Below are 25,103 nucleotides of genomic sequence, written 5' to 3' on the forward strand. Positions count from 1 at the left end.
TTTCAATCGTAAAGCATTGTATGATGAATATATCGGAATTATTAGAACAATAGAACGATACATACAGGAGGAACGACCTGATGAAGCGAATTGGTTTGCCCGTATTGCTCATGTTGCTCGTCGCATGTGGAGATTCGGTATCTGGAGATACTGTGGAAGTGCGTGAGCAAACAGACGATGAGAAGCAATTTATGCCGCTTATTCTTGACGGCTATGCGTTTTTTGCTGGGGAAGATCTTCATGAGGATATTACGGAAATGGAAGTATCCTATGAAGTGTACGTAGAAGGGGAGCAAGTGGATGAAAGCACTGTCTCAACAGGAATTAGGGAGAACCCATTCGAACTTGAAGACCTCATGATTGGTTACAACACGACAACAGTAGGGGATGAGCAAGAGGTTGAATTGATGATCCGATGGTTAGAAGATGGTCGCTATGGTATGTCTTCAATTAATTCATCGATGGAACAACCGTTTGACACGGAGCAAGGGCTGTCGACCGTATACGCCCCAGAGATTAAACAGACGGGAGAGAAAAGTCCACTGTTCGCTAGGTTTGATTCTAGCCAAGTCGTAGGTGGATGGTATGAGGAAGAACACATTCAAAGCCTTATCCAACAAAATGATTATGTGTTTATTGTGTATGTGTCATTAAAGCAAACGGACATTAATGAGCAATGATTCACATTCACGGGCAAGTAATAGATGAAGAGACGAGATGTGTTCATTACGACGGGCCAACAGATATTATTGCAATAAAATTTGCATGTTGTGGTCGGTATTATCCGTGTATACATTGTCACGAAGAGAGTGAGTCGCACCGGCGTCGCACGTGGGCAACAAACGAACGCGATGAACGTGCCATTTATTGTGGGGCATGTAAATCCGAGCATACGATTCAAACGTATATGAACCATACCCATTGCCCACGGTGTTCGTCGTTATGGAATGAAAACTGTAAATATCACCATACTATTATTTTGAGGAGGACCATACGTGAAAGTCATTCGAAGAGACAACCATGCTGCAGGTCGTCCAAAAATGGTAAAGCCGTACGTGATAAGCGGATTTGATGAGCCAGCCGAGCCGTTCGGGCGAGGGGGTGAAGATGCTCAACGGGCAACCGGTTACCTAGCGGTCGTAAGGCGTATCGACGCAAAGCACATTTCCGAGAATGCCTTCGGAAAAGAACAACGCGAAGAGACAATAACCTTTGTTTGGTTGGACGAGGAGAAAAACGAATGGGATCAGGACCTACTTTTATGAACCCGTGGCGAATGCTCGTCTGGTTATTTATCGGTCAAATCTTAATTGCATTTATCGGGAGAAGTGTCTCACCCCTCGGTGTATTCATTGGCGATTCCCTTCACTTAACGAATGCCCAGATTGGCATGCTCCCAGCGGCGCTGTTCTTCGGTCAATTTGTTGCTTCGATTCCTTTCGGAATACTCGTTGACCGTGTAGGGACAAAGAGGCTGATCCTTGTTCTTAGTCTTACACTTGGCATTAGCTTCATGCTCGTATCGGTCACGTTTCATTTCATATTACTTCTCGCCTTTATGGCAATTGGTGGAATTGGTTACGGAGCGTATCACCCCGTTTCGACCCGAGGGATCCTCGACTGGTTTGAAACGACCAATCGCGGCACAGCATGGGCATTAAGCAAATGGGCGTGACCGCCGGTTCTGCACTCGCTGCATTCCTGCTCGTCCCGCTTTCTGATCAGTTCGGGTGGCGACCGGTGCTGTTCATTTCTGCCGCAGTTTTAATCATCGGAGGCACGATTGCTTATTTATTTTATCGAGATCCACCTAAAGAGAAACTCAAAACGAGCGCAGGTATGTGGAAACAGATGGCCGCTGTTGGGAAAAATCGTCATTTGCTACTCATCACAGTTGGCGCAGGCACATTGAGTGCGGGGCAAATGTCATTGAACACTTATCTCATCTTGTATACGAATCAGATTTTGCTCATTCCACTCGTTCTTGCCGGCATGTTGCTCGTCATATCAGAAATTAGTGGCTCCTCGGGTCGCATCATCTGGGGAATTGTTAGCGACAAACTCTTTCATGGCAATCGCTTCATTATCCTTTGTGTCATCGCGATCATTTCAGCTGGCTGTGCCCTCGTTATGGGAGTGTTGCCTGCAGAACCTCCAGTTACACTGCTCGTTACTACAGTTATCCTGTTCGGCTTTTCAATCGCAGGCTATAACGGCATCTGGCTCAATGCTGCAACCGAAGTTGTGCCGAAAGAACAAAGCGGCTTAGCGAGCGGGTTTACGACGAGCTTCGGAGCTTGGGGAGTGATCCTTGGTCCACCACTATTCGGACTCATCACCGATGTGACCGGCAGTTTCCAAGTCGCTTGGTTCACATTAGCCACACTTATGGCGATCGTGTCCATCTTGTTTTTCGTTTTACATTATCAAATGAGGAGGAGTTAAATTATGCGACATGTGTATAGTGTAGGAGTACTCGTGCTCATCATCATTTTCTTCGCTGTTTACACCGAAATATTAGCTTCCGTAAGAGAGCAATCAGAAATAAGCTTTGATGTGGTCGGACTCATTACAACAGCTTCAATTTTACAACTGTTCATAGGCGTCTTCTTAAGTCTGATCTTCATCGACGTTCGAAAGTTCAAGATCCGTCCATTTTCTTACATCGCCTGGTTAGGGGCGCTCGTCTTTATTGTCATTTACCTCATGCCGTATGTCGGATTTTTGCCAAACAGCACTTATTTTCACCTAGAAGGCACATCGGCATTTCTTCTCGTTGCGAGCGGCCTGCTCATTATGGCCGGGTTCTTTCAGAATCGGGAGTAGGGGGAAGATGGAAGTGATAAGGGAAACCAAAATCAGGTGTAAAACTACCCTCAGTGTGGTATATACAAAGTAATTGAGGAGTGGTTGAGTTGAGCAAATATTCGATTAAAGAATTCATTGAACAAACAGAGCAAGAGAATGAAAGCAATGACTATTTTCAACTGGAAACGCCGAGAATCTTGGAAGTGAACTTGGAAGAAATGGTGTGGGCCAAGCTTGGATCAATGGTGTCGTACAACGGTTCCATTAAGTTTGAGCGTGAACGCATGATGGAACACGGCACAAGTCGAATGTTTAAAAAAGCATTTACGAGCGAAGGCGGCACGCTTATGAAAGCGACAGGCAAGGGGCAGTTGTACCTTGCAGACAAAGGAAAACGAGTCACCATCTTGGAACTAAATGATGACACGATCGCCGTTAATAGCAATGATTTGCTTGCGTTTGAGCCGTCAGTAGAGTGGGACATTAAAATGATGCGCCGGGTTGCGGGCATGATGTCGAATGGTCTCTTTTATGTCGTTTTACAAGGTAGCGGGCTCGTTGCGATTACATCACATTACGAACCACTCACCATTCGCGTGAACGAAGACAAACCAGTCATGACCGACCCGAGCACAACCGTCGCCTGGTCCGGTCACTTAGAGCCAGACATTCGTACCGATATTAACTTCAGAACGTTCATTGGCCGAGGAAGTGGCGAATCGTTCCAGATGTCATTTAAAGGGGACGGGTTCGTGATCGTTCAATCAGCGGAAGAATAACTGAGAAGAGGCGTTGTCGAAATAGACAGCGTCTTTTTTGTATATGGAGAGGTGTTCGGTCACTAGAAATAATAAATGTGACAGTTTCCACCTTAAAGCACCCTGTATGAAGGGGGGGATTGTCACTTAAAATGGAGACTCGGTTCAAACTTTTCCCGCAAAATCAAAGCAATTAGAAACTATCAGTGCCGACATCATGTTGGCGTTTCGCCCATCGAAAGCAGTTGCGATTCCCCGGTACGATGCGAGCATAGTTCTCCTCCTCCCCCTGCTGAAACGTCATCCTTTCGTCATAGTTCATGCATTGAACATTGAGTTGTGGACGTGTAGTCTTTAAATTAAGAATAATGAAACGGGGTGTGCGTGGATGGATGAGATTACATTCGGGTTGGCGGGGCTGGCGTTTGTGGCGGGTGTGGTTTCGTTTTTCTCGCCGTGTATTTTTCCACTTGTGCCCGCGTACATTGCGCAATTGACGGGCGGGACGATTGCCGATGGTGCTGTACATACGGATCGACGTACGATAATGGTTCGAAGTTCTGGATTTATTATGGGTTTTACCGTCATTTTTTTGTTGCTCGGGGCATCTACGACGTTTATTGGCCAAGGTTTCTCGATGTATTCAGGGGTGTTGGAGCAGATCGGCGGCATTTTAATTATTATTTTCGGGTTGCAAATGACAGGCGTCATTTCAATTCGTGCGTTGTTCACGGAAAAGCGGTTCGGTAAACCGAAACGTTCATCTAGTTTTTTAGGTTCATTTGGATTTGGGCTTGTATTTGCGTCGGGGTGGACGCCGTGTGTCGGCATTGTGCTCGCTTCGGTGCTAAGTATTGCTTCTAGTCAGTTAGCGGGTGAGATGGCGGCAGGCATGGGCATGCTGTTGCTCTATTCAATGGGGCTAGGCATTCCGTTTTTTGTTGTGTCCCTCGTCTTCTCGCAATCGATTAATCGGTTAAGCAGCATGAATCGCTGGTTACCTGGCATTCAAAAAGTGAGCGGCGGCCTACTTGTCGTGCTAGGGGTGTTATTGTTTACCGGACAATTCCAACATCTCTCCAACTTCCTCGCACGCATTTCACCAGGCTGGTTATAAATTGTAAATTGGAGGTTTTATGATGTTTTCAAACAACCGTGCGATCGAGATTATCGTCATGATTGCGCTTGCGATCGTGGCACTTTTCACGGCTGAGTTTGTAACGTTTATTATGCTCGGACTCATTCTACTGAAGCTACACGACATGCACAAGACTATGGAAAAATCCCAAGAGAATCCTCCTCCGTCCTAAAAGTGTTCGATGTTATACTAGAGGCATTGAACAGAACGGGCGTGGTACACGGATGCGATCAGTTGAACAGATGATGAACATGATTATACAGGTGGCTGAAGAGGATTCAGGCATTCGAGCGGTCGGGATGAACGGTTCGAGGACGAACCCGAACGCGCCAACCGATCGATTTCAAGACTATGATATCGTCTACTTTGTCACGGAGATGAACGCGTATACGAAGAAGCACGATTGGCTTCACGTATTTGGTGAGCGCCTCATTATGCAGACGCCTGAAGATATGGAGTTATACCCCCCAGAGCTTGAAGGACGATATTCGTTTCTCATGCTATTTACAGATGGGACGAGAATTGACTTGATGATCGCCCCCACCTCGGAATTGGAAGCGTATGTGCATGAGGATACGCTAACCGTCATGCTGCTCGATAAAGATGAGCGTATCGGTACGCTTCCTGCTCCATCAGAGAGAATGTACTGGGTCACACCCCCAACCGCGCGCTCTTACGGTGACTGTTGCAATGAGTTTTATTGGTTAAGTACGTATGTTGCGAAGGGGCTTTGGCGTGATGAGATTCTCTATGCCCACGATCACTTGCATAAGCTACGGGACGTGTTGATGCAAATGCTCGGGTGGCGCATCGGCCATGATTATGCGTATCGAGTGAATGTCGGAAAAAGTGGAAAGTACATCCAACAGTATGCCGATGAAGAAGAATGGACAGGACTCGTCGAAACGTATGCTACGGGTGAAAAAGCGGATGTGTGGCGCGCGCTGGAGCGAAGTTTCGCTTTATTTAGCGCACTATCGGACCGGGTAGCGAAACAAAATTATTATCCGCGTCAGACCGATGAAGGTGAACGTGTCGAGGCGTATGTAAGGAGGGGTAACCGTGGATTTCTTCGCTAGAATGCGACAAGCAACGGGGGTTGAATTAAACGACGTCCAAAAGCAAGCGGTGTATGAGACGGATGGTCCGCTTCTCTTACTCGCCACCCCAGGTTCTGGAAAGACGACGACGTTGAACATGAAGATCGGTTATTTGCTGCTGGAGAAGCAAGTCGCTCCATCGTCCATCATGGCGGTTACGTTTAGTCGTGCTGGTGCTGAAGACATGTCGGAACGCTTTGACCAGTTTTTCTCCAACATGACGCGCGACCGGGTTCATTTTTCAACGATTCATAGCTTCGCATTTCGGATCGTTCGTGAATACTTTCAGAAACAACGCCAATCGTTTCAGGTGATCGAAGGTAAAACCGAAGGAATGTATGAAAAAAGACGGCTACTCGCTCAGCTGTATACGAAGGTGACGGGGAAAAAGCTTACCGAAGATGAAATGGAGTCGCTTGCGACATACATTACGTATTTGAAGAATCGCATGACCCCAAAAGCAGAGCTATCGGCAGTCAAGTGTAGCGTGGACGCGGCCAAAGACGTGTACCTTGCCTATGAATCTTTCAAAAAAAATGAAGCGGAAACGTTGCTGCTCGATTTTGATGACATGCTCGTGTATGCGTATGAAGTCTTGCACGTAGACCGTGACATTCGGACGCGCTATCAGAAGCAGTATGCTTACGTACTCACCGATGAAAGCCAAGACAATTCTCTTATTCAACATGCGATTGTCGAAATCATCGCCAAGCCTCATAACAACTTGTGTGTCGTTGCAGATGACGATCAGTCTGTGTTTATGTGGCGAGGGTCTGATGTGAGTCGTTTGCTCGAGTTCAAGCACACGTACCCAGACGCAACGGTTCTTACGATGAACCGAAATTATCGCTCCTCTTCGCAAATTGTTAAAGCAGCGAACACGTTTATTAAAAGAAACGAAAACCGTTATGAAAAGAACATGTACACAGAGAATCTAGAAGCCACACCGATTTCTTTTCATCATTTTAAAGAAAGACAAGTTCAGATTTCGCACCTTGAGCGGGCTGTGACAGTCAATGACAATCATAAAGAGCTCGCCATCCTCTACCGGAACAACTTATCGGCTGTTGCGATTGTCGATATGTTGGAACGCAACCACATTCCTTTCTATATGAAGGAAGTGGATACGAAGTTTCTTCGGCATTGGGTGACGCAAGATGTTCTGAATTTCATGCGCTTCTCCTACCATACCGGCCGTGTCGATGTGCTAGAGAAGATTTATATGAAATTTAACGGCTATATTAAAAAGGTGCAGATGCAGAAGTTAAAAGCGGAAGGCTCGGGAGCGTGTGCGTTTGATCGCTTGCTTCAAGACAGACCAGAACCGTATCAAGTGAAGCGGCTCAAAGAAGCGAAAAGCTATTTTGATCAAGTAAACAAGCTGTCACCTGAAGCGGCGATTAAGATCATTGAACAAGAACTTGGCTATCGAAAGACGATGGCAAAAACGTCAGAAGCGCTAGGATTTAACCTTGAGCGGGCGACGGAAGTATTGGACGCGCTCAAGCAAATTGCAAAAGGATTGCCGACATTAAAAGCCTTTGCCAATCGACTGCAACGACTTGAGCAGATCATGAAAGAATCCAAGTTCAAAAAGCACGATGACGTGCTCACTCTCTCGACATTGCACCGGTCGAAAGGGTTGGAATTCGACTGCGTGTATGTTGTGGACGTAAATAAAGATGTGCTGCCAACGAAAGAAGATGCCAATGACCCTGCCTTGATGGAAGAAGCGGTTCGATTATTTTATGTTGGAATTACGAGAGCCCGGGAGCATTTGGAGCTACTCTCATCAGGCACACCCTCATCGTTCTTTTCACAGTTGAAGTCGATTATAGACGTTCCCGCAGGGGCGTTGAATCATGGGGATTTCGAAGTGAATACCGAAGTAATCCATAATAAATTCGGCAGAGGCACCATCATTGATTACAACAAGGAAAGCGTCCGCATTGACTTCCACGAACATGGCGAGAAAGAGTTCCTCAAACAGTTTTGCATTGAGCGTGCGATCTTGCAAAAAGCATAGCCAAACGCTCAAATTCATTGTACGCTTATAAAAAATATAAGGAGGCGGAAACGTCCATGTCACACCTCGAAAAAGTAATGGAATTTAACCGTGAATTCGTCGATGGAGAGGAGTACCTTTCCTATAATACGACGAAATATCCAGATAAGAAGATTGTCATATTAACGTGTATGGACACGCGCCTCGTTGAAATGTTGCCGCAAGCTATGAACGTCGCACACGGAGACGCGGCGATCGTCAAAAATGCTGGAGCAGTCGTGTCCCATCCGTTCGGTTCGATTATGCGAAGCATACTTGTCGCCATTCATAGTCTTGGCGCAGAAGAAGTATACGTCGTTGGGCACCATGATTGTGGGATGGCAAGCCTCAATGCAGAAGAATTGCTAGAGAAAGCAAACGCCGAGAAATCAACGGTCGACACATTGGAGAACGCAGGCATTGAGCTAAAAACGTGGCTCACTGGGTTTGATAGTGTCGAAGACAGTGTGCGAAACAGCGTAAGCATGATTAAAAATCACCCGCTGCTCGAAGAGCGAATCCCCGTGCATGGTCTCGTTATTGACCCGGGCACAGGCAAACTCGAACTCGTCGTAAACGGCGAAAAAACGGAAGCGTAATAAAAATCCGCCTAGCATATAGGCGGATTTTTCATGCGTTATTGCACGGGTGTATTCTCGTCTCGAACGAGCACGATTTTCCCTTTCGTCCGGTTCGTTGCGCTATCCTGATGAGCGTCTCTAGCTCCTTCGACGGTCATCGGATACGTATGGGAAAGCACCGGGCTTACTTGGTGTGCGGTAACGAAATCGTTTAATTGCTTCATTTTTTCTTGATCGGGTTGCATGAACATTTCGTACACTTGAATGAGCTTTTGTTGCTCAATTTTAATGGTTTCTTCGTCTTGGCTGACACCACCTGCAATGCTCACAGCGACACCGCCATTTTTTACGTGGCTGATCGCTTTTTTGTAAGGCTCACCGCCAACAGCGTCAAACAACACGTCGAACTCACCATCAATGACTTCATCCTGATCATAAGCGATCACGTGATCAGCACCACGGGCAGTTGTGAACGCACGGTTCTTGTCACTGGATGTCGCCGTCACAGTAGCTCCAATTGCTTTGGCAATTTGAATGGCTACCGTTCCGACACCGCCACTACCGCCGAGAATGAGCACAGAATCACCTTTTTGAACACGGGCAATATTCATGAGGGCTTCGATGGATGTGAGGCCAACGAGCGGAAGTGAAGCGGCTTCAGCAAACGACAGTTCAGTAGGCTTTTGCTGAAGTAATGCTTCTTCTACAATAATTTCTTCAGCGTACGTTCCGTATTCGGTAAGCTCTGGTCGAAAATAGACTCATCACCTGTTTGCCATTTGTTCACTGACTCACCTGTCTCAACGACTACTCCTGCACCGTCCCAACCGAGCGTGAGCGGCGGGGTGAATGAGAGTGCATCTTTTAAATATCCTTCACGAAGTTTCCAATCGATCGGGTTCACTCCGCTTGCGCGTATTGATATGCGAACTTCATTTGCGCCAACATCCCGTTCGGGCATATCGACGACTGTAAGTTCGCGTTCGTCTCCGTATTGATGAATGCCAATTCCTTTCATGTGTAAAACCTCCTAATTAGGGTCTACCCACCTTTTTGGATACTTACACGTATAGGCGAACATCCAGAATTTTTCGTAGGAAGAAAAATATTTAAATATTTTTCTGAAAAGTAGTGACTTTTTCTGGAAATTCATTATAATAAGATCAGCTTCATATGAAGCCGTTCTTATTACACAATGGGAAGAAGGAAAAAGAAGATGAGGAAAGTCAGTCTTCACGGTAGGGGATTACATAAGAGAGGGGAAAGAAAACGACGTCGATGGAACACAGTATCCGCACTTGCGGCTTGTGCAATCGTACCGTTCATGCTTACAGACGGTTACGCGAATGCAGAGTCCGATACCCTGGATGCAGATTCAGCGGAAGAAGAAACGGTCATTGTTGACGTTGAAGAAACTCTAGAGGAATCTCCGGTTATTGAGCAAGAAGTCGTGGAGGAGGAATTTGAGTTCGTTGTTGATGAACCCGAATTCGTAGAGCCAGAAACAGATCAGGAACCGGTCGTTGAAGAGGATGTTCTTGAGGAAGAAGATCAGGTTTTAGAAGGTGTTGAAGAAGAGGTTGAAGTAAGCGAACCTGTTGTTGAAGAGCCTGAACCAGTGACGCCTGTTGAAGAAAATCAAGAAGAGAATGTTGACTCAGGTGCTCCAGCACCAAGTGAGCCAACCCCACCTTTTCATAGGGACTGGGAACTGATCGAGGTTGATTATGACTTATGGATTCCAACAGGCCCAGCGCCAGACAGTTGGACAGAGGCAGAAGCAGAACGTTGGATTGCCTACTGGGAATCATTAAGTGAAGAAGAGTTAACCCTTTGGTTCTTGCATTTAAGTGAAGATTGGCTGGACTACTTTTAGAGATGTTATGGTGGTATTATGATTTAGATGACATTGATTGGGATTGGGACGAAGACTGTTGGGATGAAGGAGGCGCGCCGGTTGACGGAGGTGCGTCACCTGTAAAAGAATCCAAGCCTGTTCAATCACAACCAGTTGCCTACACGCCTGAAATCGTAAAATCAGTAGACTCCACTGTAGAGTCTGGTGGGGAAAGACTTCCGGATACATCGACGAATATATACAACTTTGGCTTTGCGGGATTGTTAGCATTGCTCCTTGGCGCTATGCTTAGATTCCGTCGCGTAAGCGCTTCGTGAGGAAACTTTTCGGGACGACGCTTTTGATTGCGGGTCTCTTGCTCGTCGGGGTTTCAGCTTATGACTGGGCCTCAACGAAGGTGAATACAGACCAAGCACTAGGGGCGGCAGTACAGAATTTAGAAAAAAGTAAGGGACAACTCGATGAAGAACTAGCCGTGGAATTCAGCCCACAGTTAGGCGAATCTGTTGGTGTACTTCGTATACCCACTCTTGACGTTACCCTTCCAATTGTAGAAGGCACCGAAGAAGAGATGCTTGCACAAGGCGTCGGTCATATGACATCAACGGTATGGCCTGGGCAAGGAGAGCAGATCTTGTTATCTGGCCATCGAGATACAGCCTTTCGCAATTTCGGTGAACTCCAAAATGGTGATGAATTCATCGTGGAGCTCTCGTACGGCACGTTTCAATATGAGATGGTCGACCATGAAATCGTCGACAAAGACGATACGACGGTCATCCGCAATATGGGGGAAGAAGTGCTCGTGCTGTCCACATGTTATCCGTTTCAACTACTTGGTGCAGCACCGGAGCGCTATGTAATTTATGCGAAGCCAGTGAAAGAGCCGAATTAAGGCAAGGCAGGTGGCGCATTGCCCCTATTTGGTTGCTTGTTAGCTAACTGAAAACGTATAACCGTGTTTCGTTTATAATCAATCGAAAATCCCACATAGACGCAGTCTATGATGGGATTTTCTTTAATAGAGAACCATTTTTTGTTGAAATCCTCACATAGAAAGTCTAGATCCCCACATAGACGGTGATATGATGGAATTCTTACCGATCGCAACGCTCCGTATTAGTGAAATCCCCACATAGGTTGGACCCAATACGTCGCGTTAACGATTAATTTAGGAAGAGAGACGTTATTATTTTGCGCCATCCGGCACAAAATTTCGTGGGCTGTCCTTTTTATTCCGCACAGCCCTTCTCTCCGGCACAAAATTCCGTGGGCTGTCCGTTTTGTACCGCACAGCCCCTCTCTCCGGCACAAAATTCCGTGGGCAATCCGTTTTGTACCGCACAGCCCTCCTGGCCTCACGCTTTCTATGATAGAAAAATGCGCGATCGCAACGCTCCGTATTAATGAAATCCCCACATAGACCGGTCTCTGTGGTTCGCGTTAATGACGAGCGCAAAGAGCGAAGCGTTTTTTTAGTGCTCGCGTGGATTTACTTAAGGATTCGTTTAAGTGGCTCCTTGCTATAGTTGGATTTCCCTCCAATTTGAGAGTCGATTCAGCTGAAATCTTACCACTGTTTTGTTTATGGTAAGATTCTTCGTTTCTATGGTAGGGTTTGCACCAACAAAGCGCGAAAAAGAAGAATAATCATTCCATAGGATTTTTTTGGGAAGATTTTACCCCTCTGCCCTGCTCATGGTTCCAGCAACACGTCGGCGCGAGTCGCGCCGAACGGATACCGGCTTCGTTTCGGCCCCGCTGGGGCCGACTCGTTGCTTGTTTCTTAGCATTATATGTGCAGAGGAGTTGGAGCATCCTGCATCAATCGTTAAACTAGGCAAACTACCTCGCAACATGGCCCCCAGCACCGCGCTGCCCCTCGTGCTGAAGACTCAACAGCAGTTCACCCTATTTAGACGTTTTCTATGATGGGAGCTTTGATGTGCGCGATGATCAATACAGTGATAACCGCAATAATAAGCATCGAAGAATTTGAGGCGTTTTTTACAGCAACCACTGTATCATCCCTAATGAGGGTTTCATCACGAAGTGCATTCGCTATTCCTTTCGACAACACCGAGCAGTCTCTTTTCAACCGTGCTATAATGTGCGGTGAGGTGAGCACATGAATCGAAAAGAACAAAAGCTAACCGTGGATGAAACGGTTATTCAACGATTAAAAAGCGGAAATCCGCTACTACATAAGGAAGACTTTGAAGCAACGAACCATGCGTTAACTGAAGGGGATGTGATCCACATCACCGACGACCGGGGGAAGTTTGTAGCCCGTGCGTATTACGGGAAGCAAAATGTTGGGATCGGCTGGGTACTCTCATTGGACGAGGGAGAAGACATCACCGCATCATTTTTTCAAAGTAAAATTGAAGAAGCTGTCCGTCTTCGAAAACGTTCGTATGAAGATGAAGAGACGACCGCTTTTCGCGTGTTTAACGGGGAAGGGGACGGAATTGGTGGACTCACGATTGATCGGTATAACCATCACTACGTCGTGACGTTTTTTAGTGAAGGCATGTATACATTCAAAGATTGGGTGATTGAATCTTTACTCACACTCGATGATGTGAACGGCATTTATGAGAAAAAGCGTTTTGCGACAGACGGCAAATATACCGGGGAAGATGATTTTGTTGCGGGTACGCCGGCAGAATTTCCGATGCTCGTGAAGGAGAGCGGTATGCACTTTGCCGTGAACCTAAACGATGGCCCGATGACAGGAATCTTTCTCGACCAGCGTGAAGTCCGAAAGCGAATTCGCGATCATTATGCTTACGACAAACACGTATTGAACTTGTTCTCATACACCGGCGCATTTTCTGTCGCCGCTGCTCTAGGCGGGGCAACGAAAACGACGAGTGTTGACCTCGCGAATCGAAGCCTCGAGAAAACAGAAGAGCAGTTTCTCGTTAATGGCATTCCGACCGATGATCAGAACATTGTCGTGATGGATGTTTTTCGTTACATGTCATACGCAAAGAAGAAATCACTCAACTTTGACGTCGTCGTTATTGATCCGCCGAGCTTTGCGCGCTCAAAAAAGAAAACGTTCCGTGCGGCCAAAGATTACCGAGCCATGCTGGAAGAAGTGATTGCAATTACGTCCCCAAACGGGGTCATTGTTGCATCCACGAACGCAAGCAACGTGTCGTTGAAGAAATTCAAAGGATTTGTGCAGGAAGCGTTTAAAAACAGCAACCAAGCCTATGAACTACTGGAAACGCGCGGTGTGCCTGAAGATTTTAAGACGAGCGGCGCATACCCTGCAGGCAACTACTTGAAAGTCCTATTCATACAAAAGAAATAGGGGGAAACACGTGAACATTTACCATACAGCCAACGAACCAGAAGTCGGGGTGCTAGAACTGCACGAACAAATATTCGGAGACTGTTTACAAGATCGTTTGTCAAAAAAGCCCGCAACAATCACGACCGTAGCGACGATCGGTGATCGGGTTGTCGGGTACAAAATCGGTTATCCACAAAATGACCGTACATTTTATAGCTGGCTTGGCGGTGTAGATAAACGAAGCCGTGGGCAAGGCATTGGGAAGCAACTTATGAAAGCCCAACACGAATACGTAAAACAACACAAGTATACGACAGTAGAAACGAAAACGATGAACAAATGGCAGGGTATGCTCATCCTCAACATCCAGTCAGGCTTTATGATTTATGGCACCCACCTAAATCAAGAGGGAGAAGTGATGATTATGCTTAGAAAACAGTTATGAGTGTAGGCATAAGAGCGATTATCGGTCTAATTCTCGTATTTGGGTTCTCTGTACTGTTCTCCGTTTCTCTCATTGAGCTGGCGTTATTGCTCGCAATATTTGTATGGGTACCTGTTCTTCTCCACTACATCGTCCCTCTGTCCACCGGCATATCGGCGGATCGCTGGCTCATTCAGGCGGGGCGCTGGTCATTGCTATTTGCCGTCGCTGGAGGTCTCGCTGTTGTGCTCGAGAGCACAATTCTTGCTGGAATTTGGCTCGTGTTCACACTCGTGATTGGCGTACTTGGAGTTTTACGACAACTTCGCTACGGATTGTTTCGGAGTGAAGAAATGCTCATCAATCTTGCACTCGTTTACTTGCCGGTTGGTGGCGGTTGGCTCGTGTTATCCGTATCTGGAGCGTCGTCATGGTTGCCGTACTCTGACGTCATTGTTTGGCTCACAGCTGTCCATTTTCACTATGCATCCTTTTTATTGTTGATCATTGCGGGACTGTACGTCAGACACTTGCGACAAAAGCGATCCGTCCCGATCGTTTGGCCGCCTCTTGCAAGTATGCTCGCCATCGGTCCGGTGCTAATAGCGATTGGTATTGATCAAGGTCCACCACTGGAATTTTATCTTGTCGTCTTTTATTGGCTTGCACTCGCAGGATTCTCGGTCTGGTGGTTCATTGATGCAACACGTCGAACTGATTTGACCGGGTGGGTGCGCGTCGTAATGGCAAGCGCTGCGCTCGTATTTTTATGTACGTCTAGTTTTAGTGTGTTGTACAGTTACGGGTTATACACCGGTACAATGATTGTGGACATCCCGTGGATGGTGACTTGGCACGGGGCAATGAATGCGACCGTGTTTTCCCTCTTAACGGTGCTCGTTATTTGGCAAGCACACGCTCGTCCAGATGTGCATACGATCGAAGTCAGTCGACTACGAACCCGTGGATATGTCGGCGACAAACCGATTCAAAGCGGCGATTGGCCTCCTGGAACACATCGCGCGAAGCTCGTTCACGACTGGCATCGTTTCGTTGGGGATTCAGAAACGATGCACCCGAACATTCAGAAATTCTATGCCGACCCGCAATCGTACAACATGCAAGCCGATGTTCAGTGGGCAGCTGGATTCGCCCATTAAAACCAATGGTTCACGCCATCACTCGGCGCATGGGGCAATTGAACGTTCCTTCTGGTGGAGTGGAAATGACTGGTCGCGTACTTCCGATTGATCCAACAGAAGACGGTCGACCCTACGCAAGTGCATGGCTCCGTCGAAATGCGGCAACCGAAGAGGCCATATTCACTGCCATATACAGCATGCAACACCGGGCAAACCATTCATTTATGAACATCGCTTTGCCCTTACTTCGGGACAATGACCGGTATATTGCGGCCAGCGAACGACAACACAGACGGATTCATCCTATCTAGCCGACCCGTTGAAGGCGAAGAAGGCATCTATCTAACGTTCGGGCCACTCACCGTACGCACACCATTATATGAAACATTTCACGTTCAAGCACTTGAAGAAAACAGACTGCAAGCCAAACAACAACTCACACTATTCGGCATACGCTTTCTAACAATTCACTACCAATTACACGAAAAACGAGCCATCGACGCTTCTGCTGAAGAAGCGTAATGACTCGTTTTTTATCGGTTAGTACGTAACAATTATTTCATCATCTTGAATGTCCACATGCAAAGAAGTGTCGTGGCTACCGAGCCCTCCTAACACCTGAATGGTTGATTGAAAAGATGCTCGTTGATCACGAGTAACAACTTCAGGGTCTTCGAATGTGCCCCCTAAAATTCTGTAATTCAATTCATAAGCATCAATAATTTGCTCTTCTACAGTGGACACATCAATCAAGAATTCTAGCGAGTACGTGCCGACATTTCTGTACACTCTGAACGAATCAACACCCGACTGATCACTTTGAAGTGGCTCAATTCCCAGTATAGCACTATGGTCTTCATGCTCTGCATAATCCCCGTCAAGGTTTAAAGATGCTTCTGTTTGCGAAGAAACGATCAAAGAGGCAACGAGCATGATGGTGATGAGAGCGACAAAAGATATCACAATATACAAAATCGGTTTTCTTTTTAAGTGATGCAATGGACTCCCTCCTACCGACAAGTTGTATACCTCCATTCGTTAAATCATATGAATGAATATAGGAAATATTAACCAGCATGAGACTCATAATAAAAAGGTGGAGAGTTGATGACCATAAAAACAATTTCCAAAGACCGGGTGATGAGTGTTTTGATTGGTGTTGCCAGCATCATGTTTTTGCCGTTAGGGATCATACTCGGTATTGTAGGATTAATTTATTTTAAGACGGATGACCCAGCTGTAAGACTCGGACGCGCACTTTGTTGGTTATCCATCATCCTATTTGCGGTTGGACTGTTGTTCACGACCTACTATTTGTTAATTAGTTAAGGTTACGTAAAAAGCCCACTTACTGGTGGGCTTTTTTAGTCGTATCGATTAATGGTAAAGTAATTTTGGTATAATTGAAGAAAGAAAGGGGCTGCGGCTCATGGATATGCATTTAATCCAGACGATCCGGGAGCACTTGGTTGAAAGGCTAGATGCTCGGTTTATTCTCGTTTTTGGCTCAACGGCAAAGGGAACGGACCGTAATGAGAGTGATCTAGATATTGCTTACTATCCTAAAGTGGACAGCACGCTCTCTTCCTATGATGTATTCATGATCGCACAGGAATTCGCCCAAATTATTGATCGTGACGTTGACATCATCGATCTTCAATCTGCATCAACGGTTTTTAGAGCTGAAGTGTATACTTCTGCTTTGAGCAACAACAAATGACTGCACTAAGTATGTATGTGAAGCTCAACGAAGAACGTTATGAAATTATAAAAAGAATACGTGAAAGTGGGTCCATATATGAGCAGTGATGAGGTGCTGAATAAAGTAACAACGATTGAGCGGTGCATGAAGAGAGTTAAAGAAGTATATGAAGATAACCCCAAAAGCTTATTTGATTTTACGAAGCAAGATTCTATTATTCTAAATATACAGCGTGCGTGTGAAGCGTCAATTGATTTAGCCATGCACATCGTATCAATACACAAACTTGGTTTGCCGCAAACGAGCCGGGAAGCATTTGATCTATTAGAAAAGCATGAATATATTAACGCACAGACTGCGAAAGACATGAAATCAATGATTGGATTTAGGGATGTAGCAATTCATGACTACCAAAAGTTAAACCTGGATATTATGCAAGGCATCATAGAACACTACTTGGAGGACTTCATTCAATATACAAAACAAATTGTAAAAGTCTTGTGAAACATAGGCGTCGGCACTTGTAGTGTCGACGTTTCTTTGGATTCGGAGTGGGGCTTAAACGTCTGTTACATAGGCTCGAAGTTAGGTTGTGCACACTTTCGACAGCGAAGTGCACGTTTTTGACAACGATGTGCAAGCATTCGACAAAATTGTGCACGTATTCGACACGAAAGTGCACGCTTTCGACAACCCGACCCAATCCCGCCTCTCCTCTACACCCGAGTACCCCCAACCCTCCTCGCCCTCTCCCCCCTCCCCTCCACTTACGTACGTATCCCAAAAATTTACAACTTTTTTCTTAAATGAGTGATCCATTGCCGTGAATCGTTCGTTATCTAGGTAAGAGGTTACATATTGGCTGGTGAATGTGTGCGATTAGCCGAGTGTGATTTCACTAAATTCAAAAGGAGCGATATTACGATGAAAAAAGCAATGGTGTTTCCATTGGCTGGCGTATTAGCTGTCACTGGATTTGCTGGAACAGCTTCAGCCGATCACGAAGCCGAGAGTTTTTAGTTGAACTTAGCCTGAGAATGAAGTGATGGACGTTGAAAGCGACGCAATGGGAGAGGCGCATTTTGAGGTCAGTGAAGACGGAGATTCGTTAGATACTGGATTCACGCGGAACATTTGTACGGAGCAACGGCGGGTCACTTGCATAGTGGCGCTGCGGGTGAAGATGGACCGGTAGAATTATTCCTTTTTGAAAACGATGAGCCGATGGATTACAACGGTGACGTGGCTTCAGGTACGTTATATGCTGACGACTTAGTCGGAGATTTAACGTGGGAAGAGTTCTCAATGGCGCTTGTCGCTGGTGAAGTTTATGCGAACTTCATACAGAAGAATACCCAGAAGGTGAGATTCGCGGACAGTTAGATGAGTATGCACAAGACGCGGCAATGGAGAAAGCGAACATGCCGACAGATATGCCTCAAACGGGGATGGGCGGATCAAGCTCAGGAAACTGGTTCACGTCTATCTGGGCGAGTATTACAGGGTTCTTGTTTAACTAAACATGAACAACACATGAATGAAACGCAGCTGCCGGGAAGCACTAGCTTCCTGGCGGTTGCGTTTTTTTATGTTGCGGACGTTCTCTTCGGGAGCGGCAAGGCATCATTTTCGTTTCTGTTAAGATGGAAAGGAGGAATCCGTCCACACATAAGAGGTTCTGTTGCATAGATACTCATTACATCAGGAGGAATTTTATGAAAAATATTTTGCTCATTTTATTAGGATCAATTGTAATTGCTATTAGCATTTCATTTCTCGGGATGCCAAATGGAATTGCCGATGGCGGCTCATAGGGATCGCCCTTCTTCTTTATCATGCTTTTTCTTTTTCGCCTGCAGTCGTTAATTTCCTCGGCTTTATCATTATTCTGCTCGTTAGTTATAAGCATCTTTCGAAGTCAGTATTAATGAAAAGTTCACTCACGGTCGTTTTGGTTTCCTTCTTCACCTTTTTGACTGAGTCGTTTGGTGAGCCGGTGGGAGATGGATTGGTAGGTGGGATTTTTTATGGTTTTTTTATGGGGATTGGGTTTGCGATTATTCTGTATGCAGGCAGTTCCATCGGCGGGGGATCGACCATCGCCCTCGTATTGAAAAAGAAGTTCGGTTGGAATGTTGTACTGGTCACCTTTATCTCTGATGTGGTCGTTGTTTTAGCGGGTGTTATGATTATCGGTGTACTGAACACACTTTATACGATTATTGGATTGTTTGTCGGTAAGCTGACGACCGATTATATTATCGGGGGTGTTGATTCTAAAAAGGCGTTCAATATCATCTCACCGAAAAACGAAGAAATTGCTCAAAGAGTGACCGAAGAACTTTCTTCGAGTGCAACATACATTAAGGGGTCAGGCGTTTATACAAATAATGAACATAATATCCTCTATATCATCGTCAAAAATTATACCGTCGTAAAGTTAAGAAAGATTATTAGTGAAGTGGATAGCGATGCCTTTGTCGTCGTTAATAATGTGAAGGACGTGTCTGGAGGTACGTTTTTTGTTAATAAAGAGCCTGAACCTCAACTTCAACAAGAAGAGAGCCAAGAAGAAGACGAGGGAAACAGAACTGACTAAAAGGGGGATCAATCATGGAATTTACGTACGTAAATTTGAAGTGTTAATCTGAGCAGTATATTATAAAGCTGCGGGATGAATTAAACGATGCGTGTCTTTTAAATGTTGGTCATTATGATCATGTATTGTCTTATGTTCATGTAAAAGGCTATTGGCGTCCGTTAGAATCATCGACTCCTTATCGTGGTACGAAAGGAAAAGTTTCTTTTGGAGAAGAGTGTCGAGTAGAGTTTACGTGTAAAGCTGATCGTGTTGGAGTAGCGAAGAGAGTGATAAAAGATATTCACCCGTATGAGGAACCAGTTATTCATGTTTTGCCGTTATTCACAATCTAACAAGTAGGGAGGTGATTTCTATTCAAGATCATCTAGAGATATGTAGATTTGACAGATCAGATATTCAAGGTTTAATTGATCTTTCTGAATCTGTTGGCTGGGATTATGACAGGAGAGAAATTGATACAGTTTTAGCGTCTGGAGCCATTTTCGGGCACAAAAACGTGACCGGAACGATTGTTTCAAGCGCTGCAATCATTACTTATGATTCTTACATAGCTTCAATCGGTATGGTCATTGTGAACCCTAACTATAGAGGGATTGGACTAGCAAAAGAGGTTACGAAACGGTGTATGGATTTAACAGCTCAACATACGAAGGTTATGCTTATTTCCACGGATGAAGGAAAGCCATTGTATGAGCGTTTAGAATTTAAGACGGTTGATTTTGTGCATAAGTATATAAGCAATAAGTATGTTCCACTAAAAATAGCAAATGCAGAAAATATAACGATTGAGAATGTTGAAGAGCGAGATTTAGAAGAAATTATTCAATTAGACGCCGCGGCTTTTGGAGATCAAAGAGGTCAATTTCTCATGACTAGAATCAACCAAGCCGAACAATCTTTAGTAGCAAGAAATGAACAAGGTGAAAAGGTAGGGTTCGGCCTATCTATTCTAGGGTCAGAGAATTTGTCGATTGGCCCCATTGTTGCGGCTGATTCAATTACGGCAATCCGGTTAATCCATGAACTTGCGCGTCTCCATAAAGGGAATTTAAGGATTGACGTGCCGGCAAACACGATTGATCATATCAAAGAATCACTGCAACAAAGTGGATTTAAGAAGGTGAGAACCCCTGAACTCATGATCAACAATGCTGACCAAATGCCCCAAAGAAACGGTCAACTGTATGCCATTGCAGCACAAATCTTTGGGTAGTACTCCTACGTGAATGAGATGTGTGGTGGTACTTTCTTTACCTGACAATAAAAATCTCACTGCACTCTATTTAGTGCCTATTGGAAGGTAGAGGCGACTCCGATACAGACACACGCAATTAATTAAACTTTATTAAAAATTGAAACTCAAAGGAGAATTTATATGGCAACGATTCGATAACGATGTAAAAAGGGAAAAATTCACTTTTAGGACGTGCCTAGTTGTTCGTCCCAATTTTAAGGGGGATCGTTATGGAATCAATGAATAGAAAAGTAGCCATCGTAACGGGCGCGAGTCGCGCAAGCGGCATTGGTACGGCCGTTTGCCTTTCTCTTGCAAAAGCAGGAGTTGACGTATTTTTTACACATTGGACGGCATTTGATCGGATAGAGGGAAATGGGGAAGAGCGTGATTTCCCGGACAAATTATGTGACCAGATTAAAAGTTTTGGCGTAAGAGCAGAACATATGTCTCTTGATTTAAGTGTAGACGAGGCACCCGCGACGCTGTTAAACAAAGTGAAAGAAACGTTAGGACCTGCGAGTATTCTAGTTAATAATGCGACGTATGAATCCCCAACGGATTTCCGTAATTTGAGTATTGATCTTTTAGATAAACATTACCGAGTGAATAATCGAGGAACATTGATGTTATCTGTTGAGTTTGCAAAACAATATGAAAAATCATTTCAAAATAAGCACGAAGGTAGAATTATTAACCTTGTTTCTGGAGGACCAGACCCTAACAATTTAGCGTACATTGCGACGAAGGGAATGACCATTGCCATTACTGAGCCTTATCTGTAGCACTTCTTCCATTAGGAATCACTGTTAATTCAATCAATCCTGGCCCGACGGATTCAGGGTGGATGAACGAAGACACGAAACGTCACCTGCTCGCTCAATTTCCTGCAGGTCGAATAGGAAAACCTGAAGATGTAGCAAAAGTGATTGCCTTTTTAACGAGTGATGACTCCTATTGGTTAACCGGACAAACGATCCGCTGTGAAGGTGGTTTTTTAGGGAAGTAGGGTCTGGATGCTTCTTTACAAAAAAAGATACGGGAGCAAATGATGCTTGCTCCCGTACGTGCTTATCGAATTGCCCGACCATACTGTTTTGGAGGGGTGACGTGTTTATGAATGTCTTTAATGGCGTGCATTGCCCAATAAGGGTCATTCAGCATCCCACGGGCAATGGCTACTAATTCAGCATCCCCATTTGAAAGAACAGACTCTGCCACTTGTGGGTTTTCTAGCCTTCCTACTGCGATGACAGGTACATTGAGTGTGTCTTTAAATTTCCTAGCATAAGGCACTTGATATGCAGGGGTATTCAATGGTTTCTTTTTCCCTGGCAGCCCTTCACCGCCTGTAGAGATGTGGAAAAGGTCTACGCCTGCGGTTTGATACTCTTTTGCTATTTTTATGGAATGATCGACGTCATACCCACCATCAATATACTCAATGGCTGAAATCCGCATAATTAAGGGCATCTGTTCTGGCATAACGGATTTTACAGCTTTTATAATGTCCACACCAAACTTGGATAAGTTTCCGTATTCATCTGTACGGTTGTTAATACTAGGTGACATGAATTGGTGAATCAAATACCCATGGGCACCGTGCAACTCAATCGTGTCAAACCCTGCTTTTACGGCACGCTCTGCCGCTTCTTTAAAACTTGATATGATCCGTTTTACTTCATGTGTCTCCAATGCTCTTGGAGGAGTTAATGTGCCATTCTTCGTTTCTTCTGGAATAACGTCAACTGGAATGCTCGATGGGCTAACGGGTTGAGGAGCATCTTCGGCTTTCCGGCCTGCATGTGCAATTTGAATACCCATTTTCGTGCCATGCTTATGAACTTCCGTAATGATTCGTTCGTACGCAGGAATTTGAGCATCGTCCCATAAGCCTAAATCTTGATCCGTAATTCGTCCGTCAGGCTCTACACCCGTCATTTCCATAATCATAAGACCTGTACCACCGACAGCTCGGGATACGTAGTGTACAAAGTGCCAATCATTAGGAGCCCCATCTTCGGCTTCTACCGAATACTGGCACATCGGAGACATAACAATCCGGTTTTTTAGCTTTAGACCTTTTAGTGTATAAGGTGTTTGTATTAGAGACATTCAATCACTCCTGTTATTTATTTGTTTGCGCATGCAAATATATACCCGTATGATAGAATTATAAACAATCATTGTATTTTTGCAAGTATAGCGGTCTATATGGCTAGCACATGAATTTAGAATGGAGGTGGAGGAAATGAACATTATTGATGCTTGGATGAACTATTCGAAATTTCATACGAGAATCTTAAAAGCAATGAATCACACATTAATGGAAGAGTATCAATTAGGAATGAATGATTTTTACTTGCTTTACTTCCTTGGAGAAGCTGACGAAGGAGAATTGCAACAGTCACAATTGCAAACATTGATGGAACTAAGCCCAAGTGCACTGTCTAGAATGATTGTGCGGTTGATCAAATATAAGCAATTGAACATTATTGAAAAGCATTCTCTAGATCATGATAAAAGAGGATATGCGATTCGCCTAACAAAAACGGGGAAAGAGTTATTAAACCAACTTCATAGCACGTTAGAACAAAAGCTAAATCACTCGTTAACAGAAGAAGACTTGGCGCATGTTCTTTCGTTAAGCAAACCGTGATGGGCCATGTGTGGAGAGAGTTGAATGATTGGTGGACTGTAGCCTTAATATGTTGAACATAAAGAAGATCGGATTCACTTAAAGGCAAACGGAGCAAGGAATACTACAAGTGGAGGTAACAATTTTGGACGAAAAATTAGTAAGAGTTGGAACGACGTACATTCCCGTAGCCAATGTTGAATCATCAGCCGGTGGTATACGGTTAAATTAGGGGCAAACCTCACATATATAGATGGGGATAAAGCGATAGTAAACCTTGCTAACCAAAGTATGTTCTTAGTGAAGTCAAGCGAAGGCCAAACGTCTAATTTTATTGATGTTTATGGTGAGGAATGCTTTTCTTTAACATTTGAAGTAAACGGATTGGAATCGTTAAAAACTTTGCATAAAGAATTTAAAGAGAATGATATTAAGGTTGGACACATTGAAAACCGGGGTCATGCTGGACGAAACTTTGTGTTCTTTGATCCAAATGGGAATAAATTCGACGTATGGAGCGAGCTTAGTCCGTCATAACCATGCGATTTGTGGAGGTGATCTGGGTGTGGATCCATTAACGAATGTCACAATGACCATTCCGAAGGGGTGCGATAATGCCCCACGAAAAAAGATTGTCATTGACTTGATCGTAGCTTTCTTAGCGAAGGATGGGGATACGATTCGTACGAATGTGAGCGAATCGGCTGTTTGGATCAACATTGCAACGAGTGAAGAGTTACGTGGCATCGATCAGATTGTGAGCCGTTTGGATGAGAACGATCAACAGTTAACTGACGTTGAGGTTTCATCTGTCATTACCCACGGGAAATTTGCATCGATTGATGGCGTTGTCCATTATGAAGACGGGCCAGCTCTTTATTTTTGTGAAGTGCTTACCTTTACAAATGCCTCCAATAAAGGTGTAGTCAAAGAGATGAAATCGTACCATGTGCTGAAATGACCTTTCAAATTAGCATCAGCACTAACGAATGGATTCCAGTAATTAAAAATACCGCGGGTATGAGGCAAAAAGCAATAAACCATCCTTTGTTCATCCGATCTGCAGGATTTACGTACGCATGCAAGATGGCGAGGAAAGACGTAGGCGCAGCAACGAGTGAAAATGCCACGTTTACCCAAGAATCGATCGGGTCACCGTATTCGTACGTAAACGTTTGATAAAGCTTAATCACTGTAAGAATGCATAAGACAATAAATAGCGTAACTGCACTCCATTTTAATGATTTCATCCGATCCCCACCTTAGCGTTCCCGCTTAGAAAATACGGAATAATCGCAAGACTCCTTCGCCGCTGCCGCTCATATGTTTAATGACGAAATACAAACTGCAAATCATAATCACAATTCCGCTCGTGAGTGCGGTATAGGCCAGCGCTTTGCTCCGTTCTTTCAATAGTGGATACAGTAACAAGAACATGATGCCTAAAAAGAAAAAAATTAAGATCGTCATGTAATGTGCGTGGATGGCGTGCTCTCCGTAATGCAAGGAAATCCCTCCTAGAATACTTATTCTACTCATCAATACCCTACTACAAGCTATACAAACATTTGCATCACGTCTCCCTTAACTTGGGGAGCTGTTAAACCACTCCTCCTCCGACTGAATATGGGGGGATTTATATTTCGGTACCGGTTATCCAAATACTGGAAGATCAGTACCGAAAAGAGCAAAGTACCGGCATTAGGCATCCAAATGTTGGAAGCGCAGTACCGAAAAGAGCCAGGCATCGGCATCGTGCATCCAAAT

General features: G+C 44.9%; 35 protein-coding genes and 2 pseudogenes. 31 read left to right on the forward strand and 6 right to left on the reverse strand.

Going from position 1 to position 25,103, the window contains the following annotated elements:
* Positions 1 to 80 precede the first annotated feature (80 nt).
* The 11 genes and pseudogenes from JCM19037_RS13205 to JCM19037_RS13245 all read left to right on the forward strand — a co-directional run bounded on the left by JCM19037_RS13205 (position 81) and on the right by JCM19037_RS13245 (position 8,447).
* Complete coding sequence (locus tag JCM19037_RS13205; RefSeq protein WP_042401855.1) at positions 81 to 680, forward strand: hypothetical protein; 600 nt, start codon at positions 81 to 83, stop codon at positions 678 to 680.
* A complete protein-coding gene (locus tag JCM19037_RS24420) occupies positions 677 to 1,072 on the forward strand; it encodes a CHY zinc finger protein (protein ID WP_081829314.1) in 396 nt (131 codons plus the stop codon). The genes JCM19037_RS13205 and JCM19037_RS24420 overlap by 4 nt, the downstream gene beginning before the upstream one ends.
* Entirely contained in the window at positions 996 to 1,265 is a 270-nt protein-coding gene (locus JCM19037_RS13210) for a hypothetical protein (protein ID WP_042401858.1), read from the forward strand. The genes JCM19037_RS24420 and JCM19037_RS13210 overlap by 77 nt, the downstream gene beginning before the upstream one ends.
* Before the next feature lie 11 nt (positions 1,266 to 1,276).
* Positions 1,277 to 2,445, forward strand: a pseudogene (locus JCM19037_RS13215) (MFS transporter).
* Positions 2,446 to 2,448: 3 nt separating this feature from the next.
* Positions 2,449 to 2,826, forward strand: a complete 378-nt coding sequence (locus JCM19037_RS13220; protein ID WP_042401860.1) for a hypothetical protein — start codon at positions 2,449 to 2,451, stop codon at positions 2,824 to 2,826.
* Positions 2,827 to 2,915: 89 nt separating this feature from the next.
* Positions 2,916 to 3,587, forward strand: a complete 672-nt coding sequence (locus tag JCM19037_RS13225) for an AIM24 family protein (protein ID WP_042401862.1) — start codon at positions 2,916 to 2,918, stop codon at positions 3,585 to 3,587.
* 367 nt (positions 3,588 to 3,954) lie between these two features.
* Positions 3,955 to 4,683, forward strand: a complete 729-nt coding sequence (locus tag JCM19037_RS13230; protein WP_042401865.1) for a cytochrome c biogenesis CcdA family protein — start codon at positions 3,955 to 3,957, stop codon at positions 4,681 to 4,683.
* A 19-nt stretch (positions 4,684 to 4,702) separates the two neighbouring features.
* On the forward strand, positions 4,703 to 4,876 hold the full coding sequence (locus JCM19037_RS25850) for a hypothetical protein (RefSeq protein WP_193744764.1): 174 nt from the start codon (positions 4,703 to 4,705) through the stop codon (positions 4,874 to 4,876).
* Positions 4,877 to 4,928: 52 nt separating this feature from the next.
* On the forward strand, positions 4,929 to 5,783 hold the full coding sequence (locus JCM19037_RS13235; RefSeq protein WP_042401867.1) for an aminoglycoside 6-adenylyltransferase: 855 nt from the start codon (positions 4,929 to 4,931) through the stop codon (positions 5,781 to 5,783).
* Entirely contained in the window at positions 5,767 to 7,830 is a 2,064-nt protein-coding gene (locus JCM19037_RS13240; RefSeq protein ID WP_238544724.1) for an ATP-dependent helicase, read from the forward strand. The genes JCM19037_RS13235 and JCM19037_RS13240 overlap by 17 nt, the downstream gene beginning before the upstream one ends.
* A 56-nt stretch (positions 7,831 to 7,886) precedes the next feature.
* Positions 7,887 to 8,447 carry a carbonic anhydrase gene (locus JCM19037_RS13245; RefSeq protein ID WP_042401870.1) on the forward strand — a complete coding sequence of 187 codons (561 nt, stop codon included), beginning with the start codon at positions 7,887 to 7,889 and terminating at the stop codon, positions 8,445 to 8,447.
* A gap of 38 nt (positions 8,448 to 8,485) precedes the next feature.
* Here JCM19037_RS13245 and JCM19037_RS23010 read toward each other — a convergent pair whose 3' ends face one another.
* On the reverse strand, positions 8,486 to 9,040 hold the full coding sequence (locus JCM19037_RS23010) for a zinc-binding dehydrogenase (RefSeq protein WP_052363880.1): 555 nt from the start codon (positions 9,038 to 9,040) through the stop codon (positions 8,486 to 8,488).
* Between the two features lie 92 nt (positions 9,041 to 9,132).
* Positions 9,133 to 9,447 (reverse strand): alcohol dehydrogenase catalytic domain-containing protein, encoded by a 315-nt coding sequence (locus JCM19037_RS23015; RefSeq protein WP_052363881.1) that lies wholly within the window; start codon positions 9,445 to 9,447, stop codon positions 9,133 to 9,135.
* A gap of 198 nt (positions 9,448 to 9,645) precedes the next feature.
* On the opposite strand from JCM19037_RS23015, the gene JCM19037_RS13255 reads away from it, so the two are divergent.
* From JCM19037_RS13255 to JCM19037_RS13285, 8 genes are all read left to right on the forward strand, one after another.
* Complete coding sequence (locus JCM19037_RS13255; protein WP_042401873.1) at positions 9,646 to 10,305, forward strand: hypothetical protein; 660 nt, start codon at positions 9,646 to 9,648, stop codon at positions 10,303 to 10,305.
* 2 nt (positions 10,306 to 10,307) lie between these two features.
* Positions 10,308 to 10,604 (forward strand): LPXTG cell wall anchor domain-containing protein, encoded by a 297-nt coding sequence (locus JCM19037_RS13260; protein ID WP_152549069.1) that lies wholly within the window; start codon positions 10,308 to 10,310, stop codon positions 10,602 to 10,604.
* A 23-nt stretch (positions 10,605 to 10,627) separates the two neighbouring features.
* On the forward strand, positions 10,628 to 11,182 hold the full coding sequence (locus JCM19037_RS13265; protein ID WP_238544725.1) for a class D sortase: 555 nt from the start codon (positions 10,628 to 10,630) through the stop codon (positions 11,180 to 11,182).
* 1,233 nt (positions 11,183 to 12,415) lie between these two features.
* Positions 12,416 to 13,612, forward strand: a complete 1,197-nt coding sequence (locus tag JCM19037_RS13270; RefSeq protein WP_042401881.1) for a class I SAM-dependent rRNA methyltransferase — start codon at positions 12,416 to 12,418, stop codon at positions 13,610 to 13,612.
* Between the two features lie 10 nt (positions 13,613 to 13,622).
* Positions 13,623 to 14,039, forward strand: coding sequence for a GNAT family N-acetyltransferase (locus tag JCM19037_RS13275; RefSeq protein ID WP_042401883.1), 417 nt, complete (start codon positions 13,623 to 13,625; stop codon positions 14,037 to 14,039).
* Positions 14,036 to 15,178 (forward strand): YndJ family protein, encoded by a 1,143-nt coding sequence (locus JCM19037_RS13280; protein ID WP_042401885.1) that lies wholly within the window; start codon positions 14,036 to 14,038, stop codon positions 15,176 to 15,178. The genes JCM19037_RS13275 and JCM19037_RS13280 overlap by 4 nt, the downstream gene beginning before the upstream one ends.
* 65 nt (positions 15,179 to 15,243) lie before the next feature.
* Positions 15,244 to 15,471 (forward strand): hypothetical protein, encoded by a 228-nt coding sequence (locus tag JCM19037_RS27410; protein WP_152549070.1) that lies wholly within the window; start codon positions 15,244 to 15,246, stop codon positions 15,469 to 15,471.
* On the forward strand, positions 15,428 to 15,682 hold the full coding sequence (locus tag JCM19037_RS13285; protein WP_042401886.1) for a hypothetical protein: 255 nt from the start codon (positions 15,428 to 15,430) through the stop codon (positions 15,680 to 15,682). The genes JCM19037_RS27410 and JCM19037_RS13285 overlap by 44 nt, the downstream gene beginning before the upstream one ends.
* 18 nt (positions 15,683 to 15,700) lie before the next feature.
* Here the strand turns inward: JCM19037_RS13285 and JCM19037_RS13290 are convergent, their stop codons facing one another.
* Complete coding sequence (locus JCM19037_RS13290) at positions 15,701 to 16,159, reverse strand: hypothetical protein (RefSeq protein WP_042401887.1); 459 nt, start codon at positions 16,157 to 16,159, stop codon at positions 15,701 to 15,703.
* Between the two features lie 108 nt (positions 16,160 to 16,267).
* Here JCM19037_RS13290 and JCM19037_RS13295 point away from each other — a divergent pair, with 108 nt between their 5' ends.
* The 9 genes from JCM19037_RS13295 (at position 16,268) to JCM19037_RS29400 (ending at position 21,707) form a co-directional block, all read left to right on the forward strand.
* Positions 16,268 to 16,489 (forward strand): hypothetical protein, encoded by a 222-nt coding sequence (locus tag JCM19037_RS13295; protein ID WP_042401889.1) that lies wholly within the window; start codon positions 16,268 to 16,270, stop codon positions 16,487 to 16,489.
* Between the two features lie 100 nt (positions 16,490 to 16,589).
* Positions 16,590 to 16,880: a nucleotidyltransferase domain-containing protein gene (locus JCM19037_RS13300; RefSeq protein WP_052363882.1), complete on the forward strand. Its 291-nt coding sequence runs from the start codon at positions 16,590 to 16,592 to the stop codon at positions 16,878 to 16,880.
* 78 nt (positions 16,881 to 16,958) lie between these two features.
* Positions 16,959 to 17,366, forward strand: a complete 408-nt coding sequence (locus JCM19037_RS13305; RefSeq protein WP_042401891.1) for a DUF86 domain-containing protein — start codon at positions 16,959 to 16,961, stop codon at positions 17,364 to 17,366.
* 615 nt (positions 17,367 to 17,981) lie between these two features.
* Entirely contained in the window at positions 17,982 to 18,245 is a 264-nt protein-coding gene (locus JCM19037_RS23020; RefSeq protein ID WP_373900920.1) for a CHRD domain-containing protein, read from the forward strand.
* A gap of 433 nt (positions 18,246 to 18,678) precedes the next feature.
* Positions 18,679 to 19,461 carry a YitT family protein gene (locus JCM19037_RS13315; RefSeq protein ID WP_238544727.1) on the forward strand — a complete coding sequence of 261 codons (783 nt, stop codon included), beginning with the start codon at positions 18,679 to 18,681 and terminating at the stop codon, positions 19,459 to 19,461.
* A gap of 59 nt (positions 19,462 to 19,520) precedes the next feature.
* The gene (locus tag JCM19037_RS30150; RefSeq protein ID WP_238544728.1) at positions 19,521 to 19,796 is read left to right on the forward strand and encodes a cytochrome C biogenesis protein; all 276 of its coding nucleotides are present in this window, start codon (positions 19,521 to 19,523) and stop codon (positions 19,794 to 19,796) included.
* Positions 19,797 to 19,807: 11 nt separating this feature from the next.
* A complete protein-coding gene (locus JCM19037_RS13320) occupies positions 19,808 to 20,677 on the forward strand; it encodes a GNAT family N-acetyltransferase (protein ID WP_238544726.1) in 870 nt (289 codons plus the stop codon).
* A 251-nt stretch (positions 20,678 to 20,928) separates the two neighbouring features.
* Entirely contained in the window at positions 20,929 to 21,483 is a 555-nt protein-coding gene (locus tag JCM19037_RS13325) for an SDR family NAD(P)-dependent oxidoreductase (RefSeq protein ID WP_307189805.1), read from the forward strand.
* 32 nt (positions 21,484 to 21,515) lie between these two features.
* Entirely contained in the window at positions 21,516 to 21,707 is a 192-nt protein-coding gene (locus JCM19037_RS29400; RefSeq protein WP_307189806.1) for an SDR family oxidoreductase, read from the forward strand.
* Positions 21,708 to 21,769: 62 nt separating this feature from the next.
* On the opposite strand, the gene JCM19037_RS13330 is transcribed toward JCM19037_RS29400, so the two are convergent.
* Positions 21,770 to 22,813 carry an NADH:flavin oxidoreductase/NADH oxidase gene (locus JCM19037_RS13330; protein ID WP_042401893.1) on the reverse strand — a complete coding sequence of 348 codons (1,044 nt, stop codon included), beginning with the start codon at positions 22,811 to 22,813 and terminating at the stop codon, positions 21,770 to 21,772.
* Between the two features lie 136 nt (positions 22,814 to 22,949).
* Here JCM19037_RS13330 and JCM19037_RS13335 point away from each other — a divergent pair, with 136 nt between their 5' ends.
* The 3 genes and pseudogenes from JCM19037_RS13335 to JCM19037_RS13345 all read left to right on the forward strand — a co-directional run bounded on the left by JCM19037_RS13335 (position 22,950) and on the right by JCM19037_RS13345 (position 24,297).
* Positions 22,950 to 23,357 carry a MarR family winged helix-turn-helix transcriptional regulator gene (locus JCM19037_RS13335; RefSeq protein WP_042401896.1) on the forward strand — a complete coding sequence of 136 codons (408 nt, stop codon included), beginning with the start codon at positions 22,950 to 22,952 and terminating at the stop codon, positions 23,355 to 23,357.
* A 124-nt stretch (positions 23,358 to 23,481) separates the two neighbouring features.
* Positions 23,482 to 23,873: pseudogene (locus JCM19037_RS13340) on the forward strand (VOC family protein).
* 28 nt (positions 23,874 to 23,901) lie between these two features.
* Positions 23,902 to 24,297 carry a hypothetical protein gene (locus tag JCM19037_RS13345; RefSeq protein WP_052363886.1) on the forward strand — a complete coding sequence of 132 codons (396 nt, stop codon included), beginning with the start codon at positions 23,902 to 23,904 and terminating at the stop codon, positions 24,295 to 24,297.
* A gap of 4 nt (positions 24,298 to 24,301) precedes the next feature.
* On the opposite strand, the gene JCM19037_RS13350 is transcribed toward JCM19037_RS13345, so the two are convergent.
* Together JCM19037_RS13350 and JCM19037_RS13355 are read right to left on the reverse strand one after the other, a co-directional pair.
* Positions 24,302 to 24,586, reverse strand: coding sequence for a hypothetical protein (locus tag JCM19037_RS13350; protein ID WP_042401899.1), 285 nt, complete (start codon positions 24,584 to 24,586; stop codon positions 24,302 to 24,304).
* Positions 24,587 to 24,611: 25 nt separating this feature from the next.
* Positions 24,612 to 24,842, reverse strand: a complete 231-nt coding sequence (locus tag JCM19037_RS13355; protein ID WP_042401901.1) for a hypothetical protein — start codon at positions 24,840 to 24,842, stop codon at positions 24,612 to 24,614.
* Between the last annotated feature and the right edge of the window lie 261 nt (positions 24,843 to 25,103).

Origin of the sequence: Geomicrobium sp. JCM 19037, assembly GCF_000698105.1 — a bacterium.
In the GTDB taxonomy this organism is placed as follows: Bacteria; Bacillota; Bacilli; order Bacillales; family Marinococcaceae; genus Geomicrobium_A.